This is a genomic window from Haloarcula sp. KBTZ06, assembly GCF_048595605.1.
GTDB classification, from domain to species: Archaea; Halobacteriota; Halobacteria; order Halobacteriales; family Haloarculaceae; genus Haloarcula; species Haloarcula hispanica.
Window position 1 is genome coordinate 2,858,551 of the sequence record NZ_CP184337.1, and the last position, 15,079, is coordinate 2,873,629.

The 15,079-nt window shown below is 64.4% G+C and carries 16 protein-coding genes; 5 read left to right on the top strand and 11 right to left on the bottom strand.

Features of this window, described 5'->3' with window-relative positions; genetic code table 11:
• Positions 1 to 48 precede the first annotated feature (48 nt).
• Together ACNO8S_RS14930 and glmM are read left to right on the top strand one after the other, a co-directional pair.
• Complete coding sequence (locus tag ACNO8S_RS14930; RefSeq protein ID WP_420182201.1) at positions 49 to 225, top strand: hypothetical protein; 177 nt, start codon at positions 49 to 51, stop codon at positions 223 to 225.
• An 83-nt stretch (positions 226 to 308) separates the two neighbouring features.
• The gene (gene glmM / locus ACNO8S_RS14935) at positions 309 to 1,625 is read left to right on the top strand and encodes a phosphoglucosamine mutase (protein WP_420182202.1); all 1,317 of its coding nucleotides are present in this window, start codon (positions 309 to 311) and stop codon (positions 1,623 to 1,625) included.
• Positions 1,626 to 1,731: 106 nt separating this feature from the next.
• Here glmM and ACNO8S_RS14940 read toward each other — a convergent pair whose 3' ends face one another.
• The 8 genes from ACNO8S_RS14940 to ACNO8S_RS14975 form a co-directional block, all read right to left on the bottom strand.
• Positions 1,732 to 1,890, bottom strand: coding sequence for a DUF7563 family protein (locus ACNO8S_RS14940; protein ID WP_044952319.1), 159 nt, complete (start codon positions 1,888 to 1,890; stop codon positions 1,732 to 1,734).
• A gap of 204 nt (positions 1,891 to 2,094) precedes the next feature.
• The gene (locus tag ACNO8S_RS14945) at positions 2,095 to 2,679 is read right to left on the bottom strand and encodes a DUF7090 family protein (protein WP_008307296.1); all 585 of its coding nucleotides are present in this window, start codon (positions 2,677 to 2,679) and stop codon (positions 2,095 to 2,097) included.
• 46 nt (positions 2,680 to 2,725) lie between these two features.
• Positions 2,726 to 3,163 (bottom strand): DUF2391 family protein, encoded by a 438-nt coding sequence (locus ACNO8S_RS14950; protein WP_014041609.1) that lies wholly within the window; start codon positions 3,161 to 3,163, stop codon positions 2,726 to 2,728.
• A 264-nt stretch (positions 3,164 to 3,427) separates the two neighbouring features.
• The gene (gene upp, locus ACNO8S_RS14955) at positions 3,428 to 4,105 is read right to left on the bottom strand and encodes a uracil phosphoribosyltransferase (protein ID WP_014041610.1); all 678 of its coding nucleotides are present in this window, start codon (positions 4,103 to 4,105) and stop codon (positions 3,428 to 3,430) included.
• A 40-nt stretch (positions 4,106 to 4,145) separates the two neighbouring features.
• On the bottom strand, positions 4,146 to 6,947 hold the full coding sequence (locus tag ACNO8S_RS14960) for a TRAP transporter permease (RefSeq protein WP_420182203.1): 2,802 nt from the start codon (positions 6,945 to 6,947) through the stop codon (positions 4,146 to 4,148).
• The gene (locus ACNO8S_RS14965; RefSeq protein WP_023843457.1) at positions 6,944 to 7,432 is read right to left on the bottom strand and encodes a DUF1850 domain-containing protein; all 489 of its coding nucleotides are present in this window, start codon (positions 7,430 to 7,432) and stop codon (positions 6,944 to 6,946) included. The genes ACNO8S_RS14960 and ACNO8S_RS14965 overlap by 4 nt, the downstream gene beginning before the upstream one ends.
• Before the next feature lie 58 nt (positions 7,433 to 7,490).
• Positions 7,491 to 8,441: a TAXI family TRAP transporter solute-binding subunit gene (locus ACNO8S_RS14970; protein ID WP_420182204.1), complete on the bottom strand. Its 951-nt coding sequence runs from the start codon at positions 8,439 to 8,441 to the stop codon at positions 7,491 to 7,493.
• Positions 8,442 to 8,640: 199 nt separating this feature from the next.
• The gene (locus tag ACNO8S_RS14975) at positions 8,641 to 9,333 is read right to left on the bottom strand and encodes a type 1 glutamine amidotransferase domain-containing protein (RefSeq protein WP_151102657.1); all 693 of its coding nucleotides are present in this window, start codon (positions 9,331 to 9,333) and stop codon (positions 8,641 to 8,643) included.
• Positions 9,334 to 9,591: 258 nt separating this feature from the next.
• Here ACNO8S_RS14975 and ACNO8S_RS14980 point away from each other — a divergent pair, with 258 nt between their 5' ends.
• The gene (locus ACNO8S_RS14980; protein WP_420182205.1) at positions 9,592 to 10,290 is read left to right on the top strand and encodes a DUF5828 family protein; all 699 of its coding nucleotides are present in this window, start codon (positions 9,592 to 9,594) and stop codon (positions 10,288 to 10,290) included.
• A gap of 80 nt (positions 10,291 to 10,370) precedes the next feature.
• On the opposite strand, the gene ACNO8S_RS14985 is transcribed toward ACNO8S_RS14980, so the two are convergent.
• Complete coding sequence (locus tag ACNO8S_RS14985; RefSeq protein ID WP_014041616.1) at positions 10,371 to 10,652, bottom strand: hypothetical protein; 282 nt, start codon at positions 10,650 to 10,652, stop codon at positions 10,371 to 10,373.
• 126 nt (positions 10,653 to 10,778) lie between these two features.
• Here ACNO8S_RS14985 and ACNO8S_RS14990 point away from each other — a divergent pair, with 126 nt between their 5' ends.
• A complete protein-coding gene (locus ACNO8S_RS14990; RefSeq protein WP_050037228.1) occupies positions 10,779 to 11,978 on the top strand; it encodes an inorganic phosphate transporter in 1,200 nt (399 codons plus the stop codon).
• A gap of 5 nt (positions 11,979 to 11,983) precedes the next feature.
• Here ACNO8S_RS14990 and ACNO8S_RS14995 read toward each other — a convergent pair whose 3' ends face one another.
• Positions 11,984 to 12,199, bottom strand: a complete 216-nt coding sequence (locus tag ACNO8S_RS14995; RefSeq protein ID WP_050007752.1) for a hypothetical protein — start codon at positions 12,197 to 12,199, stop codon at positions 11,984 to 11,986.
• Between the two features lie 176 nt (positions 12,200 to 12,375).
• On the opposite strand from ACNO8S_RS14995, the gene ACNO8S_RS15000 reads away from it, so the two are divergent.
• Positions 12,376 to 13,059 carry a hypothetical protein gene (locus ACNO8S_RS15000; protein ID WP_420182206.1) on the top strand — a complete coding sequence of 228 codons (684 nt, stop codon included), beginning with the start codon at positions 12,376 to 12,378 and terminating at the stop codon, positions 13,057 to 13,059.
• 55 nt (positions 13,060 to 13,114) lie between these two features.
• Here ACNO8S_RS15000 and ACNO8S_RS15005 read toward each other — a convergent pair whose 3' ends face one another.
• Complete coding sequence (locus ACNO8S_RS15005) at positions 13,115 to 14,980, bottom strand: carbon starvation protein A (RefSeq protein WP_420182207.1); 1,866 nt, start codon at positions 14,978 to 14,980, stop codon at positions 13,115 to 13,117.
• Positions 14,981 to 15,079 lie beyond the last annotated feature (99 nt).

Genomic DNA, 15,079 nt, shown 5'->3' on the forward strand with positions numbered 1-15,079 from the left:
TCGACAGACGCGGACAAAACGTTTGTTCTCCCGGGCGCAAGCGTCAGTATGGCCGACTGCACGTACTGCGGCTGTTCCGTCGAGGCCCACGACCCCGTCTACATCAGCGAGACACCCGACGGGAAGCCGACAACGCAGTTCTGCAACTACGGCTGCCTCTCGGCTCACATCGACGAAGCGGGGCTGACGACCGGGACGGCCTGCGAGTGGTCGCCGACACAGTAGCGGAGCGGCCTCGGCACTGCCGGCCCGCAGTACCTGTCTGATGCCGGATGGATTTTAGGGGCGGCCCGACCCAGAAGGCAGTAATGACACAGTTCGGAACGAGCGGGATTCGGGGTCCCGTCGGCGAGACGGTCACGGCCGAGGTGGCGCTCTCGGTAGGGCGAGCGCTTGGCATCGACTGCGAGCGAGTGGTCGTGGGCCGGGACCCGCGAGCGAGCGGCGAGTACTTGCAAGCGGCGCTGGTGGCAGGACTCCGTGAGAGCGGCGTCGACGTCGTCGACCTCGGCGGCGCGGCGACGCCGACTATCGGACGGGCGGTGGCGTGGCAGGACGCCGACGCCGGCGTCGCAGTGACGGCGAGCCACAACCCGCCCCAGGACAACGGTATCAAGCTCTGGCAGCCCAGCGGGCAAGCCTTCGACGCGGACCTGCGGGAGACGATTGAACAGCGACTGGACGAGGATGCGTTCCAGCCAGCGGCGTGGGACGAGAGCGGCGACAGCGAGTCCTGGGACGCCGGCCAGCGCCACGTCGAGGCGCTGGTCGCGGAAGTCGGCGACCGGGACCTCGACAGCCACGTCGTCGTCGACCTCGGCAACGGCGCGGGCCGGGTCAGCATCGACGCACTCACCGAACTGGGCTGTTCCGTCGAGACGCTCAACGGCCAGCCCGACGGCGCGTTCCCCGGTCGCCCCTCGGAACCGAAAGCCGAGAACTGCGAGTCCCTGGCGACGCTGGTGGCCGAATCCGACGCCGACCTCGGGATCGCACACGACGGCGATGCCGACCGGATGCGAGCCGTCGCGGCCGACGGGACCTTCCTCTCCGGCGACGTGTTGCTGGCCGTGTTCGCCCGTACTGCGGCGTCACCGGGCGATCGGGTCGCCGTCCCGGTCGATACGAGCCTCGCCGTCGAGGACCACCTCAGCGATATCGACGTGGCCGTCGAATACACCCCGGTCGGGGACGTGTATGTCGCCGAGGCCGCGAGCGAGGACGGGGTCGCTTTCGGCGGCGAGCCGAGCGGCGCGTGGATCTGGCCCGAGCGAACGCTGTGTCCGGACGGGCCGCTGGCGGCCTGTACCGCCGCGGCACTGGACAGTGAGCGCCCGCTGGGTGACCGCGCCGACGACGTGCCGGAGTACCCCATCCGCCGGGACAGCGTCGAAACCGACCAGAAGGAAACCGTGATGGACCGGGTTCGGGAGACAGTGACCGCCGCCTACGACGACGTGACGACGCTCGACGGGGTCCGGGTCGACCTCGGCGACGCGTGGTTCCTCCTGCGGGCCAGCGGGACCCAGCCGCTCGTTCGGATCACCGCCGAAGCCCGTGACGCGGACCGTGCTGACGCGGTGTTCGAGGAAGCACGGACACGCCTGACAGATGCATTAGCATAGCCGCTGAAACGCCTGTGCAGTAAAGCAGCGGTTGGTAGCGAGTGCAGCCGGCGAGGAAAACGTCCCCGCAACCGTCAGGTCACAGGGCGGCAGTTCCTGATCGGTTCTATCCGCGACGTGTGGACCGGGCCTCACGGACGTCTGCCCCGTCGCGAATCTTGTCCTCGCACTGCGGACAGACCCTGGGCTTTTCGACCCCGTTCGGCGTGAACACACGCGCGTAGTCAGCCGTTACAAAATTACCGCAGTTCTGGCATTCCGGCATACAACCCTGTATGTGGGTCATACCCTCTTAATTGTTGTTGGTCTGGTAAGAGTTGGCATACGGGGTGTTGGCGTCGCTGCCGGGTGAAAACACCGTTTCATTCGAGAGGGAGGGACGCCATCGGGGTGTTCGATGGGCGAAGTAGTGTCGGCCGGCTGCCACAATTTCATCGGAGGAGCGGCGGATTCAGGAGCGCGTGTCCGGTTACTCCTCGAAGGAACTGGTAATGGTTCCGTCCTCGGACAGTTCGATGACACCGTCGAAGAGTTCCCGGAACGCCGCGACTGTCTCCTCGTCGTGGACCTCGTCGGCGAGGTGGAACATCCCGACAGCGTCGTACTCCGCAAGCAGGTCGAGGATGTCTTCGACGGCCGAGAGCGCGCCGTCCTCGTCGGCGTAGTAGATGAGTTCCGTCAGGGAGTCGAACGTTACGCGGAGTTTCCCGTCGTGTTCCTGCAAGAACGTCTCGGTCTCCGAGACGATGCCGGACAGGTCGTCCGGGGCAGAAACGTACCGAACCCCCTCGGAGCGGCGACGGGTATAGCCGCGTTCGACCGACAGCGTGTCGAGGATGGTCGCCTTCGACTCGTCAACCTCGTAGTACTCCAGTTTCTGCTTGACCTCTCGGGCGGTGGTCCGGGTCGAGATGACGAGCATCGAATCCGTGTCGGTTGCGAGGAAATCCGTGTCGAGTCGGTCCGTCTCGCCGGTACTCGGATGCAGGAGCAGTACCCCCGTGCCACCCGGAACGGTTTCCGGTGCGTTGTCGATAGCCAGCGTATACTCCATATGCACATCAAGGAGAGTGGCACCCAATTAAGTGTGCGGGTCGCGGTCAGAACACGCTGTCCGCCGTCGCAGCCCCGACGACGCTGAAAATCGCACCGACGATGATCGCCTTCAGGGTCGTCAGAGTGACGGCCATCGGCGTCGGGTCCGCCAGAATCCCGCCGTCGACGAGAAACGTGTCCGGGGCGGTCAAAGCTGTCGCGAGGATGGCGACCGAACCGAACGCTACAATCATCAGCGAGACGAACCGGACTGGAATACCGGCCACCTCCGCCTCGGTGTCGATGTCTCGGCCGGCGTCGGCCTTGTACAGCGCCCCGTAGCCGATAGCGAACACGATACCGACGACGACTACCGCGTGATACCAGGACATATTCTCGGCCAGCACCCACACCTCCTCAGTCACGACGAACGGCCCCGCGAGCAGGAACCCCCCGACGAGCTGCTGGGCAGTGTCCGCAACGCGGTATCGTCGTCGAACCATACGGGGTTGCCGTGCCGTCAGTACGAAAGCCTCCCGGTCCAGTACCGTCCGACAGGAGCCACGCCCGGTCACCGCGGGGCGGTTCACGGCCGTCACTCTCGTTTCAACTGGACCAAAATTACGCTGCCGTCTGTCGGTTTCCATGTGAAGGAAGGGGGTACAGCAGCTGGGTACAGACGGAAAATCGCGACATCATCGGCTGATTCGGGCCACAGATAAAAACGTTTCGTCCCTCAACCGATAGGTCGAGCGGGCCGCGACCGCTTACGTCGTCCGGAAAGCCCGGTCACCGGCGTCGCCGAGTCCCGGAACGATGAACCCGTCCTCGTCGAGTTCGTCGTCGATAGCGACGCTGATGATGTCTGCGTCCGACTGGGACTCCGAGACGCGGACGATACCCTCCGGCGCGGAAACCGCAGCCAGAACGAGCAGGTTCTCCGGTTCGGTCTTCTCTGAGGTGATGTAGTCGAGCACCGTCGTCATCGTCGACCCGGTCGCAAGCATCGGGTCCGCGATGATGACGGTGTCATCCTCGGTGATTTCGGGCAGTTTGACGTAGTCGACCGAGATGGGGAACTCGCCGTCGTCGTTCATCCCGGCTTCCTCGTCGCGGCTGGCAGAAATGACGCCCTGCCTGGCGCGGGGGAACGCCTTGAGCAGTCCCTCGACGAACGGCGTCGCCGCACGAAGGACGTTGACGATGACCACGTCGTCGAGTCCCTTGACGCGTTCGCCCATCATCGTAGTCAGCGGCGTCTGGACCTCCGTGTACTCGGTCTCCATCCGACCGTCGATGATCTCGTAGCCACAGATGCGGCCGAGACGGACCAGTCCCTTCCGGAACGCGACCTGTTCGGTCTCGACATTTCGTATCCGTGTCAGTTCATCTCGCGCCAGCGCGTGCGTGACGACGGAGGCGTCGCCGCGCTGTTCGATTGGCATATCGTGCCCGTTGACCCCCGATGGGTTAAACGGTTCTCACTCACGCCGGCTCAGCCGTGCCGGACCGTACCGCAGGGTCACCGCCGCGCTGGCGGTTCTTCGCCATGAGGAAGAGGAACAGGGCGAGGCCGACGCCGCGGAGTACAACGTCGAGCAGGACCGTCATCTCGCCGCCGGCGATGCCGACGAGTCCGAGGAGGTCGTACACCCCGGACACAGCGAGCGCAGGAGCCATCAACAGGAGCGAACTGAACGCGAACGCTGCCCGCTCGCCACGGGAGACCGGCGCGTACGCGAACCCGATGACTGTCGCGGCCAGTGCGACGACGCCGAGGAAGACGCCGATCACGGGGATGAGAATCTCGGGGATCGCGTAGCCGACATCGAGGAGGTCCGCGGTCCCGACGACCCGGTATTTGTCCCCGATGTCGAGGGTGGCAGCGTCAGGGTTGCGCCGCAACAGGATGATGCCCGGCGTGACGATGAACGCGAACGGGACGATGGCCTTGTTGAGCGACAGCGAGAACGCCTCGATACCGGTCTCGAAGGCATCGGACTTCGCGACGCCCGAGGCAGCGTAGGCGGCCACCGCGACCGGCGGCGTGATGTCGGCGATGACGCCGAAGTAGAGGATAAACAGATGCGCCGCGAGCAGCGGAACGCCGAACTCGGTCAGCGCCGGCGCGAGCAGAGAGACGAGGATGATGTAGGTCACCGTCGTCGGCATTCCCATCCCGAGGATAATCGACGAGAACGCGGTGACGAGCAACAGCAAGACGAGCGACCCGCCGGCGACAGCCGTGATGAGCGAGACGAGGTTCGGACCGAGGCCGGAGACGCTGATGACACCCGGGATGATGCCGGCAGCGGCGACGGCGATAACGACTGGAACGGCGGTTCTGGCCCCGCTCTCCATAGATTTCCCGAGGAAAACACCGAGCTTGTACAGTCCGTTCGAAGCCAACTCTGGACGGCCGATAGCATCGGACGTCGTTTCGGCGGCATCGTCGACGGCATTGTCGAACGACAGCAGCGGCGAGTCGAGTCTGGGCCGGGTAATCAGCGTCAGGACGCCGGCGAGGATGATCAACGTGCCGACATTGCCGAGCGCCGCGGAAAACGCGGCACCAAGCGGTTGTGGGCCGGGCAGTGCAAGCGCCCCTTCCGCTGCCAGGTCTGCCGCGACGAGGCCATCGATGCGGTTGAACAGCGGCGGGAATGCCGTAGTGGCCTGTACGAACCGATTGAACAGGTATCCGAAAATGCCTTGTCCAGTGAAGTACTGCGTGAGCGTCGTCAGCCCGAAGAGGGACGCAAGTGTAATGCCGAGTCGGGCCCGCGTCTCGTCGCTGTAGGCCGCCACAAGTGCGATGAGGGCTCCGATTGCGATGAGCGTAAACCACGCCGAGCGGGCGACAGACAGCCGCTCGATGATGAGGTAGTACAGCAAAAGAACGAGCGGGACGAGGTAGAACCAGCCGCTCCGGAGGTGGCTACGGATGTTCACCAGTTCCGAAGAGTCGAGGCCGCCGATATCCTCCTTGACCGCCTCGAAGTGGACCATCACCCAGACGCCGAAGAAGAAGACGATGGCGGGAATCGTCGCGACGACGATGACGTCGGCGAACGGCGTCGCCGTGTACTGGACGATGAGGAACGCGGCGGCCCCCATCACCGGAGGGAGGATCTGGCCGCCCGAGGAGGCAGAGGCCTCCACGCCCCCGGAGAACTCCGGCGAGTAGCCCGACCGCTTCATCAGCGGAATCGTGAACGCGCCGGTCGTCACCGTGTTCGCAATGGAAGACCCGGAGATGGTTCCCATAAATCCGCTGGCGAGAATGGACGCCTTCGCCGGGCCGCCCTTTCGCGTCCCCGTTGCGCCGTACGCGAGGTCGATGAACCACTTCCCCGCGCCGGACATTTCGAGGAACGCGCCAAACAGGATGAAGATGTAGATGAACTGCACGGAGACGGTGACCGGAATCCCGAACACCCCGTTTTCGGTGTTGTACCAGAGGTTCTGGATGATAGAGGCCCAGGACAGTTCCGGGATGGAGAGCACGCCGACGTAGGCTGCGTTCTGTGGAATGAGTACGCCAAAGCGGGCGTAAACGACAAAGGCCGCGACGATGACCATCAGCCAGAGGCTGATGGCCCGGCGGGTCGCTTCGAGGACGAGCAGGACGCCAAGCACACCCAGCACGAACGCGTAGGAGGTATCGGCAAGTGGCCCGAGCAGGCCTGCTATCGGTTCCAGAAAGGTGAACACTTCCTGAATCGGTCGGCCGCGTTCAAGTCCCAGCGCACGCATGCGCTGGATCTCGTCGAAGTCGGTGATGAAGTACGCGGCCGACAGCACCGACAGCGCGATGAAAACGAAATCAGAGGGCGTCACACGGTCCATCTCGGCGTCCAGAAACGCCCAGGCGAGCGCGTCGCCGATAGCGTGAACGACGCGAGACACCGGATGCTCCGCGCCGAATTTCTCGTCGACCAGCGTCCCGAGCGCGATACAGCGCCGGGAGAGCGGGCCGTCGCCGGTGCTGCCGGGATACAGCAGGAAGGTCAGGATGAGGCCGAAGGAGACGTGGACGGCGTTTATCTGGAGCAGTTGCAGCGACGCGAACACGACATCACCGACACCCGGAAGCGAAATCGAGAGGACGAACCCTTTCGCCGCGAGCCACATCTGAAACACCGAAAACGAGATGCCGATGAGCGCGACGAGGACGAGCGCCCAGCCCCTGAGGGAGCGTTTTCGCTCAATCTCCTGCAGTACTTCGTCGACTTCCTCGTCCGATACGGCCTCCCCGCCGTCGTCAGGTCGTGTGTCGTCAGTCATGTGTTGAGCTGGTCTTTCGCAGCACCGAACGCCGAACGCTGAGTCACGTAGAGATGGACCGAGCGGCCGTTGGTGCGGGCTACCAAATCGTAGGTTTCGGCTCCGACGTGAAGTTTATGCCCTGCAACATCACCGGGAGAGACTGTCACACGCGTGTAGTTGCCCGGTGGGTCGAAGACGTACACCCCGTCTTCGCGGGTGACGTTGGCCCCGCTCGGGAGCCCCCAGCCGAACGATTCGAACTCCATGCGGGTCATTTCGAGATGGTCGCCACGGACCGTGTACTCGTCGTAGACACGCGTTTTTTCGACGCTATGCATGTATTCCAGCGCGACAGTCGTTCCGTCCTCGACTGGGACCGTAAGATACTGTTCGCCGGTCTCGGCGTCCGCAACGACCAGTGCACGGCCGCCGGGTAGCGCCGCTACAGTCCCGATGAGGAGGAGGGAAACGAGCACCGCGGTGGCGACGTATCGTCGTCTCATTCCGGTTGCTGGGTAGTAGAAGACGGGTAGTGAACGATACGGATGGCGTCAGTCGGCGTTACGCGTCGAAGTAGGTCGCCGCACCGGGGTGGAGTTCGATGGACATCCCGTCCTGTGCGGAGTCCTTGCTGATGAAGTCCGTCTTGATCGAGAGGTCGTCGACGTTGTCGAAGATAGCCGCGGTGACGGATTCAACCGTCGATTCGGGCTGTTCGGCGTTCGTCGCAATCATCGCCTGCACAGCGATTGTTTCGACGTCCTCGTCGACACCGGTGTAGGTGCCGCCGGGGATGGTGTCGTCGGCGAACCAAGACGCGTCCTCTTTCGCTGCGTCGCGGTTGTCGCCGGAGATGGGGACGATGACGAGGTCGTTCGTGTTCGCGAGGTCCTCGATAGCGCCGACCGGCCAGCCGCCGACGACGAACGCGGCGTCGATGTCGCCGTTCCGGAGCTGGTCAGCGGCCTGGGAGAACGAGGCGTTCTGCTCGGTGAAGTCTGAGATGCCGACCGACTCCAGAATCTGGAGCGCGTTGACCTGGGTCCCGCTCCCGAGGTCGCCGGTGTTGATCGTCGCGCCTTCGAGGTCGGAGAGCTGCGTGATGCCCGTGTCCGCGAGGGTGACGACCGTGATCGTTTCGGGGTACAGGGTCGCAACGCCGCGGAGGTTCTCGATGGCGTTGTCCTGGAACGCATCGATGCCGGTGCCGTTCTTCGCGAACGAGGCGATGTCGTTCTGGATGAGCGCGAAGTCGGCGTCGCCGTTGGCGAGGCTGCCGACGTTCTCGACGCTTGCACCGGTCGACTGGACGTTCAGCGTGAAGTCCGTGTTGTCCTCGACGACCGTCTTGAACTCGTTCGAGAGCGGGAAGTAGGTCCCACCGGTCCCACCGGCGTGCCACGAGAGGCGGGTCTCCGTGTCGCCACCGTCGCCGCCACAACCGGCGAGAGCCGCGACACCTGCAACGCCTGCTGTCTTGAGGAACCGCCTGCGCGTGGAGTTGTTAGTCATACGTATGTCTACGTTGCACGGGGCCTTCAAGAAGGTTAGCTAGTACACAGTCGTTATTTGACTATATTGTGCGATACCGTATGGCACCGTATTCTCGGGGACGACGACCGGGCGGGGTAACACGACCGGGCGAGATGTCCTTTGTTCGGAGAAATTCGGATTCTTTGACGTGTGTCAGTAGCTGACGTTCCGGACCCCGTTACGCGGACGTCTCGATACCGAGTTCGTCGAGGAGCGTCCGGGCGGCCGCAGCCGACGACGGCGGGCCACGAGCCGTGATGAGGTCGCCGTCGACCGTGACGCTGGTGTCGGCGTCGAGTTCGGCGTCCCAGTCAGCGCCGACAGCCTTCACTTCGTCTTCGACCCAGTACGGGAGCTTCCGGCCGTCGGGGAGTAGGTCGTTCTCGTCGACGATGCCTTCCTCCCAGGCGTTCGGGAAGCCGGTGACCGAGCGGCCGTCGGCGAGGAACTCGCCGTCAGCGTTTCTGGTGAACGCCAGAATCCCGACCGTGTGACAGACGACGAGCGCCTTGCCGTCGTCGCCGGCGACGCTCTCGCGCAGCAGTTCGCGGGCGTGGACGTCCTGCGTGATATCCCACTCCGCGCCGTGGCCGCCGGGGAACACGACGGTGTCGTAGTCCTCGGCGTCAGCCTGGGCCAGCGGAATCGGGTTGTTCAGGCGCTCATCGGTCTCGTGGACCTCCCGAACGTGCTCTGAGAGGTCCTCGCCGACTTCTTCCGGGTCGACGGAGCGCTCGTCAAGCACCGGCGGCTCGCCGGTCGGTGTCGCCACCGTGATATCCAGACCGGCTTCCGAGAGTGTTGTCAGCGGCTCGATACATTCTTCGCCCCAGTACCCGTGTTCGCTTACGACGAATAGTGCGGATGACATCAAACTACCATTCGCGTGCAATCCTTATAAGCAGCCGTTCGGTGTTGAGCGAAGCGGGCCGAGCGGGCGGGTCGCTATGCAGTGGCAGCACGCCGTCTGCGTGCCGATGTCGAGGGCTGGGGAGGAGTAGGGCGGGTAAGTATCATGTCTACCGCCATGGCGGAAACGTTTAACCCTACTGAGCAGCAATCCGCTGTGTACAGATGGACAGCCCACTGCAGCAGGTCCCGCGGCTGTCATAGACCGATCTATTATACCATGGCAGACATCGAAGAGAGCGTTTCAGGATTCAAGACGAAAGGCGGCTGGGTCGACATCGTCGAGCACGGCGAGCGCATCACGCAGGCGCTGAAAGACATCGCTTCGGACGAGAATGTCGACGACGACGCCCTCAGTGAGTTCGACGAGTGGCGACCGAAAAGCCACGAGCGACTGGACGAGGACGTCAACGAGAAAACCGCCGACCAGGCGAGCGTCGACGAAGGCAAAGGAGAGCAAGCGGGGAAAGGCCCCGATGAGGACCTCCAGACCGCCGGGGAAAAGCTCAGCGAGTCCTACGAAAACCTCGACGAACCGGACGAGGCGATGGAGCGATGGAGCGAGTCCGTCGACTACGTGGCCCGCGCGGCCGACTCCGCCAGCCGGAAGGCCCTGCGGAAGGTCGAGGACACCGTCTACCGCAACGTGATGACACAGATCGCGCCCTACTACTTCGACAACGACCTCATCAGCGCGAACCTCCGCCGCGTCGGCGACGGCGACCGCCCCGAGTACGTCTTCGAGGTCAACGTCAACGACGACGACCTGAAGATGCGCGTCTCCAACAAGCTCGCCGACTTCGAGCAGGCCGTCGACCGCTGGCACGTCGACACCGAGAAGGTCACCGAAGCTGTGGAGGCTGCCGAAGGTGTGGATGCGACAGAGCCGGGCGAGGAGACCGATGCGAAGACGAACTGAGCTCGCCGCCGGGCGAGCGGCACCGGTTTTGGGTCCGAGAGGCGAAAACGAACGAAGCGCAAGCGTGGCCACACAGACGGTCAGATAGCGTCGTCGGGGTCGTGTTTCTCGGCCATCCGCGTCGCTTCGGCCGCGTACTGCGCCCGAAGGTCCTCGTCCTCGACGGAGCCGAGGTTGTCCGGGTCGGCGTCGACGGCGGCCGTCGTCTCCCGCACATCTGAAAACGAGGTCAAAGCGCGCTCCTTGCGGAAGTACTGTTCGCCGTCGGGCGTCGCGTACGTGAGGATGATGAGGTTCTGTTCGTCGTCGGAGTAGGTTCGTTCGACCAGCCAGACGCGAACAGTCTCTTCAGTGGCGGACATACGGGACCGAACCACGCGCTGGCACCTGAACGTTTGCCCGTGACGACCGCGTCGGTGTCGGCAGTCGGCCTCGCGAAGGCGCGCGAACGGTAGGCTCATTGCAGGCCGGGGCAAACGCCGTGACAGATGGTCGCGACGAGTACGATTGCGACGCTTGTTGTCGCGTCAGCCGCGAGTCTGTTCATGGCCTGGGCTATCGGTGCCGGGTCGTCCGGGTCCACTCCGTTCGCGCCGGCCGTCGGAGCGAACGCGATTTCGGTGATGCGGGCCGGGTTTTTCGTCGGCATCCTCGGGCTGGCCGGCGCGGTCCTGCAGGGGGCCAACGTCACGGAGGCTGTCGGGAGCGAACTCGTTCTGTTCCCGAGCGGCGGCGGCCTCTCGGCTATCGCCGCCATCGTCGCCCTCATCACCGCGGCGGTGCTGGTCGCCATCGGGATTTTCACTGGGTACCCCATCGCGACGGCGTTCACCGTCACCGGTGCGGTGGTCGGCGTCGGACTGGCGATGGGCGGCCAGCCGGCGACGGCCAAGTACCTCGAAATCGTCTCGCTGTGGGTCCTGACGCCCTTCGTCGGCGGCGGCATCGCCTTCGGGACGGCGTGGTCGCTCCGACACGAGGCCACGACCGAGGAACGGCTCGTACCGCTGCTGGGCGGGCTGGTCGGTGTGATTCTGGCGAACATCGAGTTCGTGCTCCTCGCGCCGGGCAGCGGGCAGGCGTCGGTCGCCCGCGCCGTCGCACGAGCGGCTGGGACGCCAATATTTCCGTCGATGGTCGTCGTATCGCTCCTTGCCGGGGTGCTTGCCGGGGGACTGCTGTATCTGGACATCAGAGCGGACGCAGCCGCCGGGCAGCGGCACTTCTTGCTGGTGATGGGTGGGCTGGTGGCCTTCTCCGCCGGCGGGAGCCAGGTCGGCCTGGCGCTGGGGCCGCTGGTCCCCCTGCTCGGCGAGGGGCCGACGGCGGCCATTCCCATCACCGGGGTCCTGCTGTTCGGCGGACTCGGCCTCCTCATCGGGTCCTGGACGGGCGCGCCGCGGATGATCAAAGCGCTGGCACAGGACTACTCCTCGCTCGGCCCGCGACGCTCCATCGGTGCGTTGATTCCGAGTTTCATCATCGCGCAGGCGGCCGTCTTCTTCGGCATTCCAGTGTCGTTCAACGAGATCATCGTCTCCGCCATCGTCGGCTCCGGCGCGGCCGCCGGCGGCGGCGAAGTCAGTCGTGAGAAGATGGGCAAGACAGTGCTGGCCTGGATCGGGTCGCTCGCGCTGGCGTTCGGGCTGAGCTACGGCCTCTTCTGGATTATCGACGCACTCCTCTGACTCGCTTAGCGACCCCAGACGTAGCGACTCACGGCCTCGTTGACGCGGGTCGAGAGCCGGCCCATCCAGGCCTCAGGCGAGACGCGCTCGATATCCCGCTGGTCGACTTCGATGCGGTCGTCGCCGAAGGGGTCGTGGGGCTGTTCGTCCGCAGTTTCGTCGACGGCGTCGACGACGACGGTCATCGAGCAGCGGCCGCAGGCCTCGGTGTCTTTCGCCATGATTGTTAGTGATTAATTCGGAGGCCAGCGTCAAAAACCTGCCGCGGCGGTCGTGTACGGCCCGTGAACGACCGTCGGCTGACCGACGCGCTTAAGACGCCGACACGGCATCGGCATGGTATGAGCTACCGCGGCATAGGGCCGGTGCGAACTAAACGCCCACGCGGCTCGACACGATGAGCGAGGAAACAGAGCCCGGGCCGGTCGAGGAACCCCCGGACTACGGTGCGGACGACTGGGAGGACCCCGTCACTGGGGCGGTCCCGAAATCGGAGCTGCCCGACGAAATCATCGAGGAAGTCCCACACTGGACAGACGACCCGTACTTCGACCGGGTGAGCGACCGCCTGATGTACAACTACACGCTGGAACGGGACCACCGGCTCCGTGGCGAGCGCTGGGACCTCTACGGCGAGATGCGGATCCTCAATCAGAAGCAGTTCTTCCACCCGGCGCTGTCCTACGGCGACCACGAGTCAGAGGAGTACCTCTATGCTCGCCGCGTCACCCGGCCGACGGTTGGCGAACTGAAGCGGCTGGTCGAACTCGGCCACGACCTGGCCGACAAACGGGTCACGCCGAACGAGGAACACTACCGAACGGACTTCACGTTCGTCCTAGTCGCCGACGAACTGCCCGAGGAGGTCCGGTCGTTCGTCGAGGGCCAGCGCGAGCGCACGCTGTTGAAGTACGGCTACTACGGCCATTACGAGGTCAATCTGGGCGTTATCGTGCCGGACGAGCAGGAAGCCGTCGCCGGCGAGGCCGCCGACGTGGTCGAGGCGTTCGTCCTCTGGGAAGACGTGAACCAGCCCGAGGAAGGGATGCTCTCGCGGCTCGCCAAGCGGTTCTGGAGATGACGCTCGGGTAGCAGTCGCTGTCAGCGCCGAAAAAACGAAGAAGTGATCGGTTGCGTCAGTCGTCGCTCGGTTCGACGGCACCGCCGCCGTAGCTCTCGCGGACGGTGCTGATGTTGTCGTACCCCTTCTTGACCAGCGCCAGAGCGAGGCCGATGAGGGTCAGTGCCAGAAGCGTCTGGATAATCGTTGCGAACAGTTGCACACCGCTCGCACCGCCCACGATAATCGTCTGGTAGATGTTCTGGTAGAACGCGAGCCAGCCGAGGCCGAGCACAGTTATCGCCACCATGACGGCCATCGGTACGCCCGTGGAGTACAGCTGTTTGCTCTTGTCCCAGTTAGCCAGCCAGACCGTCGCGGTCAGCAGTGCGAGCGCGGCCAGCAGCTGGTTCGCACCGCCGAACAGCGCCCACAGGACGACCCACTGGCCGGAGATGACCATCACGTACGCGAGGACACATTGGATGATCGGGTTCGTGTACCGACCGCGGCCGAGTTCGCCCAGCGTCGAACGGATGCCGCCGCCCACGTCGAGGCCAGTCGACGTCTGGCCGGCCGGCAGGCCGACGATCTCTTCCATCATGTAGCGGCCGAGCCGGACAGCCGTGTCAGTAGACGTAAGCAGGAAGCTCACGAGGACGAGCGCCATGAACGGCGCGCCGAAGGACTGTGGGAGGCCGAGGCTCGTCAGGATGATGCCACCACCGGTCGCGAAGTTCGGCAGCGCTGCGCCGATACCGCCCGCGGGGTCGGGGAAGCCGGCGACCGCGAGCGTCGACAGCGCGACGGCCGCGAGCAGCCCCTCACCGAGCATCCCGCCGTAGCCGATCAGGCGGGCGTCGGTCTCCTTATCGAGTTGCTTCGCCGTCGTCCCGGAGGAAACCAGCGAGTGGAAGCCGCTGATGGTTCCACAGGCGATGGTAATGAAAAGCAGCGGGAACAGCGGGTACAGGCCCGCACCCTCGACGCCCCAGAAGCCGTTGAACGCACCCAGCGAGCTGTCGATGACCAGCGGCTGGCTCGACGAGCCGAGGATGGTCCCGACGATAATGGCGAGCAGCGCGCCGCCGACGCCGGTGTACAGCAGGAACGAGGAGAGGTAGTCACGCGGCTGGAGCAACACCCACACCGGGAGCGCGCTGGCGACGGCGGCGTAGGCCATGATGACCGGTATCCACGCCGCAGTGTTGCCGCCCAGTGCGCTCGCGCCAGGCACCCAGGAACCGCTCCCGCCGAGCAATACGATGACGGATATCTCCGCGGTCCGTTCGGCCGTCGGCTCGAACAGGGCAATCGGGAACTGAATCCCGGCGAAGACGCCGGCGAAAACGCCTGCGACGAACAGGACTGTGCCGGGGATGAACGGCCCGTTGAGCTGGTAGAGGTACACGCCGAACGCCAGCGCGAGGGCGATGTAGACCAGCGACGCCGTTACCACCTCGGGATAGGCGTTGAACACGATCCCGACCACCAGCGCGAACACTGCGACGACGAGGATAATCGTCAGGAACGCGAACCACAGCAGCATGTTCTTCCCGCCCTCGCCGACGTACTCACCGACGATGTAGCCGATGGACTTCCCTTCGTGTCGGAGCGACCCCGACAGCGAGACGAAGTCGTGGACGCTGCCCATCAGCGGGTTGCCGATGGCGATCCACAGCAGTGCGGGAACCCATCCCCAGATGGCCCCCGCAGTAATCGGTCCGACAATCGGTGCCCCACCCGCGATACTGGAGTAGTGGTGACCCAGCAACACCGGTTTCTTCGACGGGACGTATTCCTGCCCGTCTTCGTACTTGTGTGCCGGTGTCTCGTTGTCGTTGTCGAGTTCGAGGAACCGCGCGAGGTACTTCGAATACCCCAGGTACCCCACGCTGAACGTCACCAGTACTGCCAGGACGATCCAGATTACCTGTGTCATGTATGTGCATGAATGGTAACCAACATCAAGCTATTAATAGTTATTATATATTTCTTATATATCTCAAATCCGTCAGAATACGCTCGGTCACACGGCTTC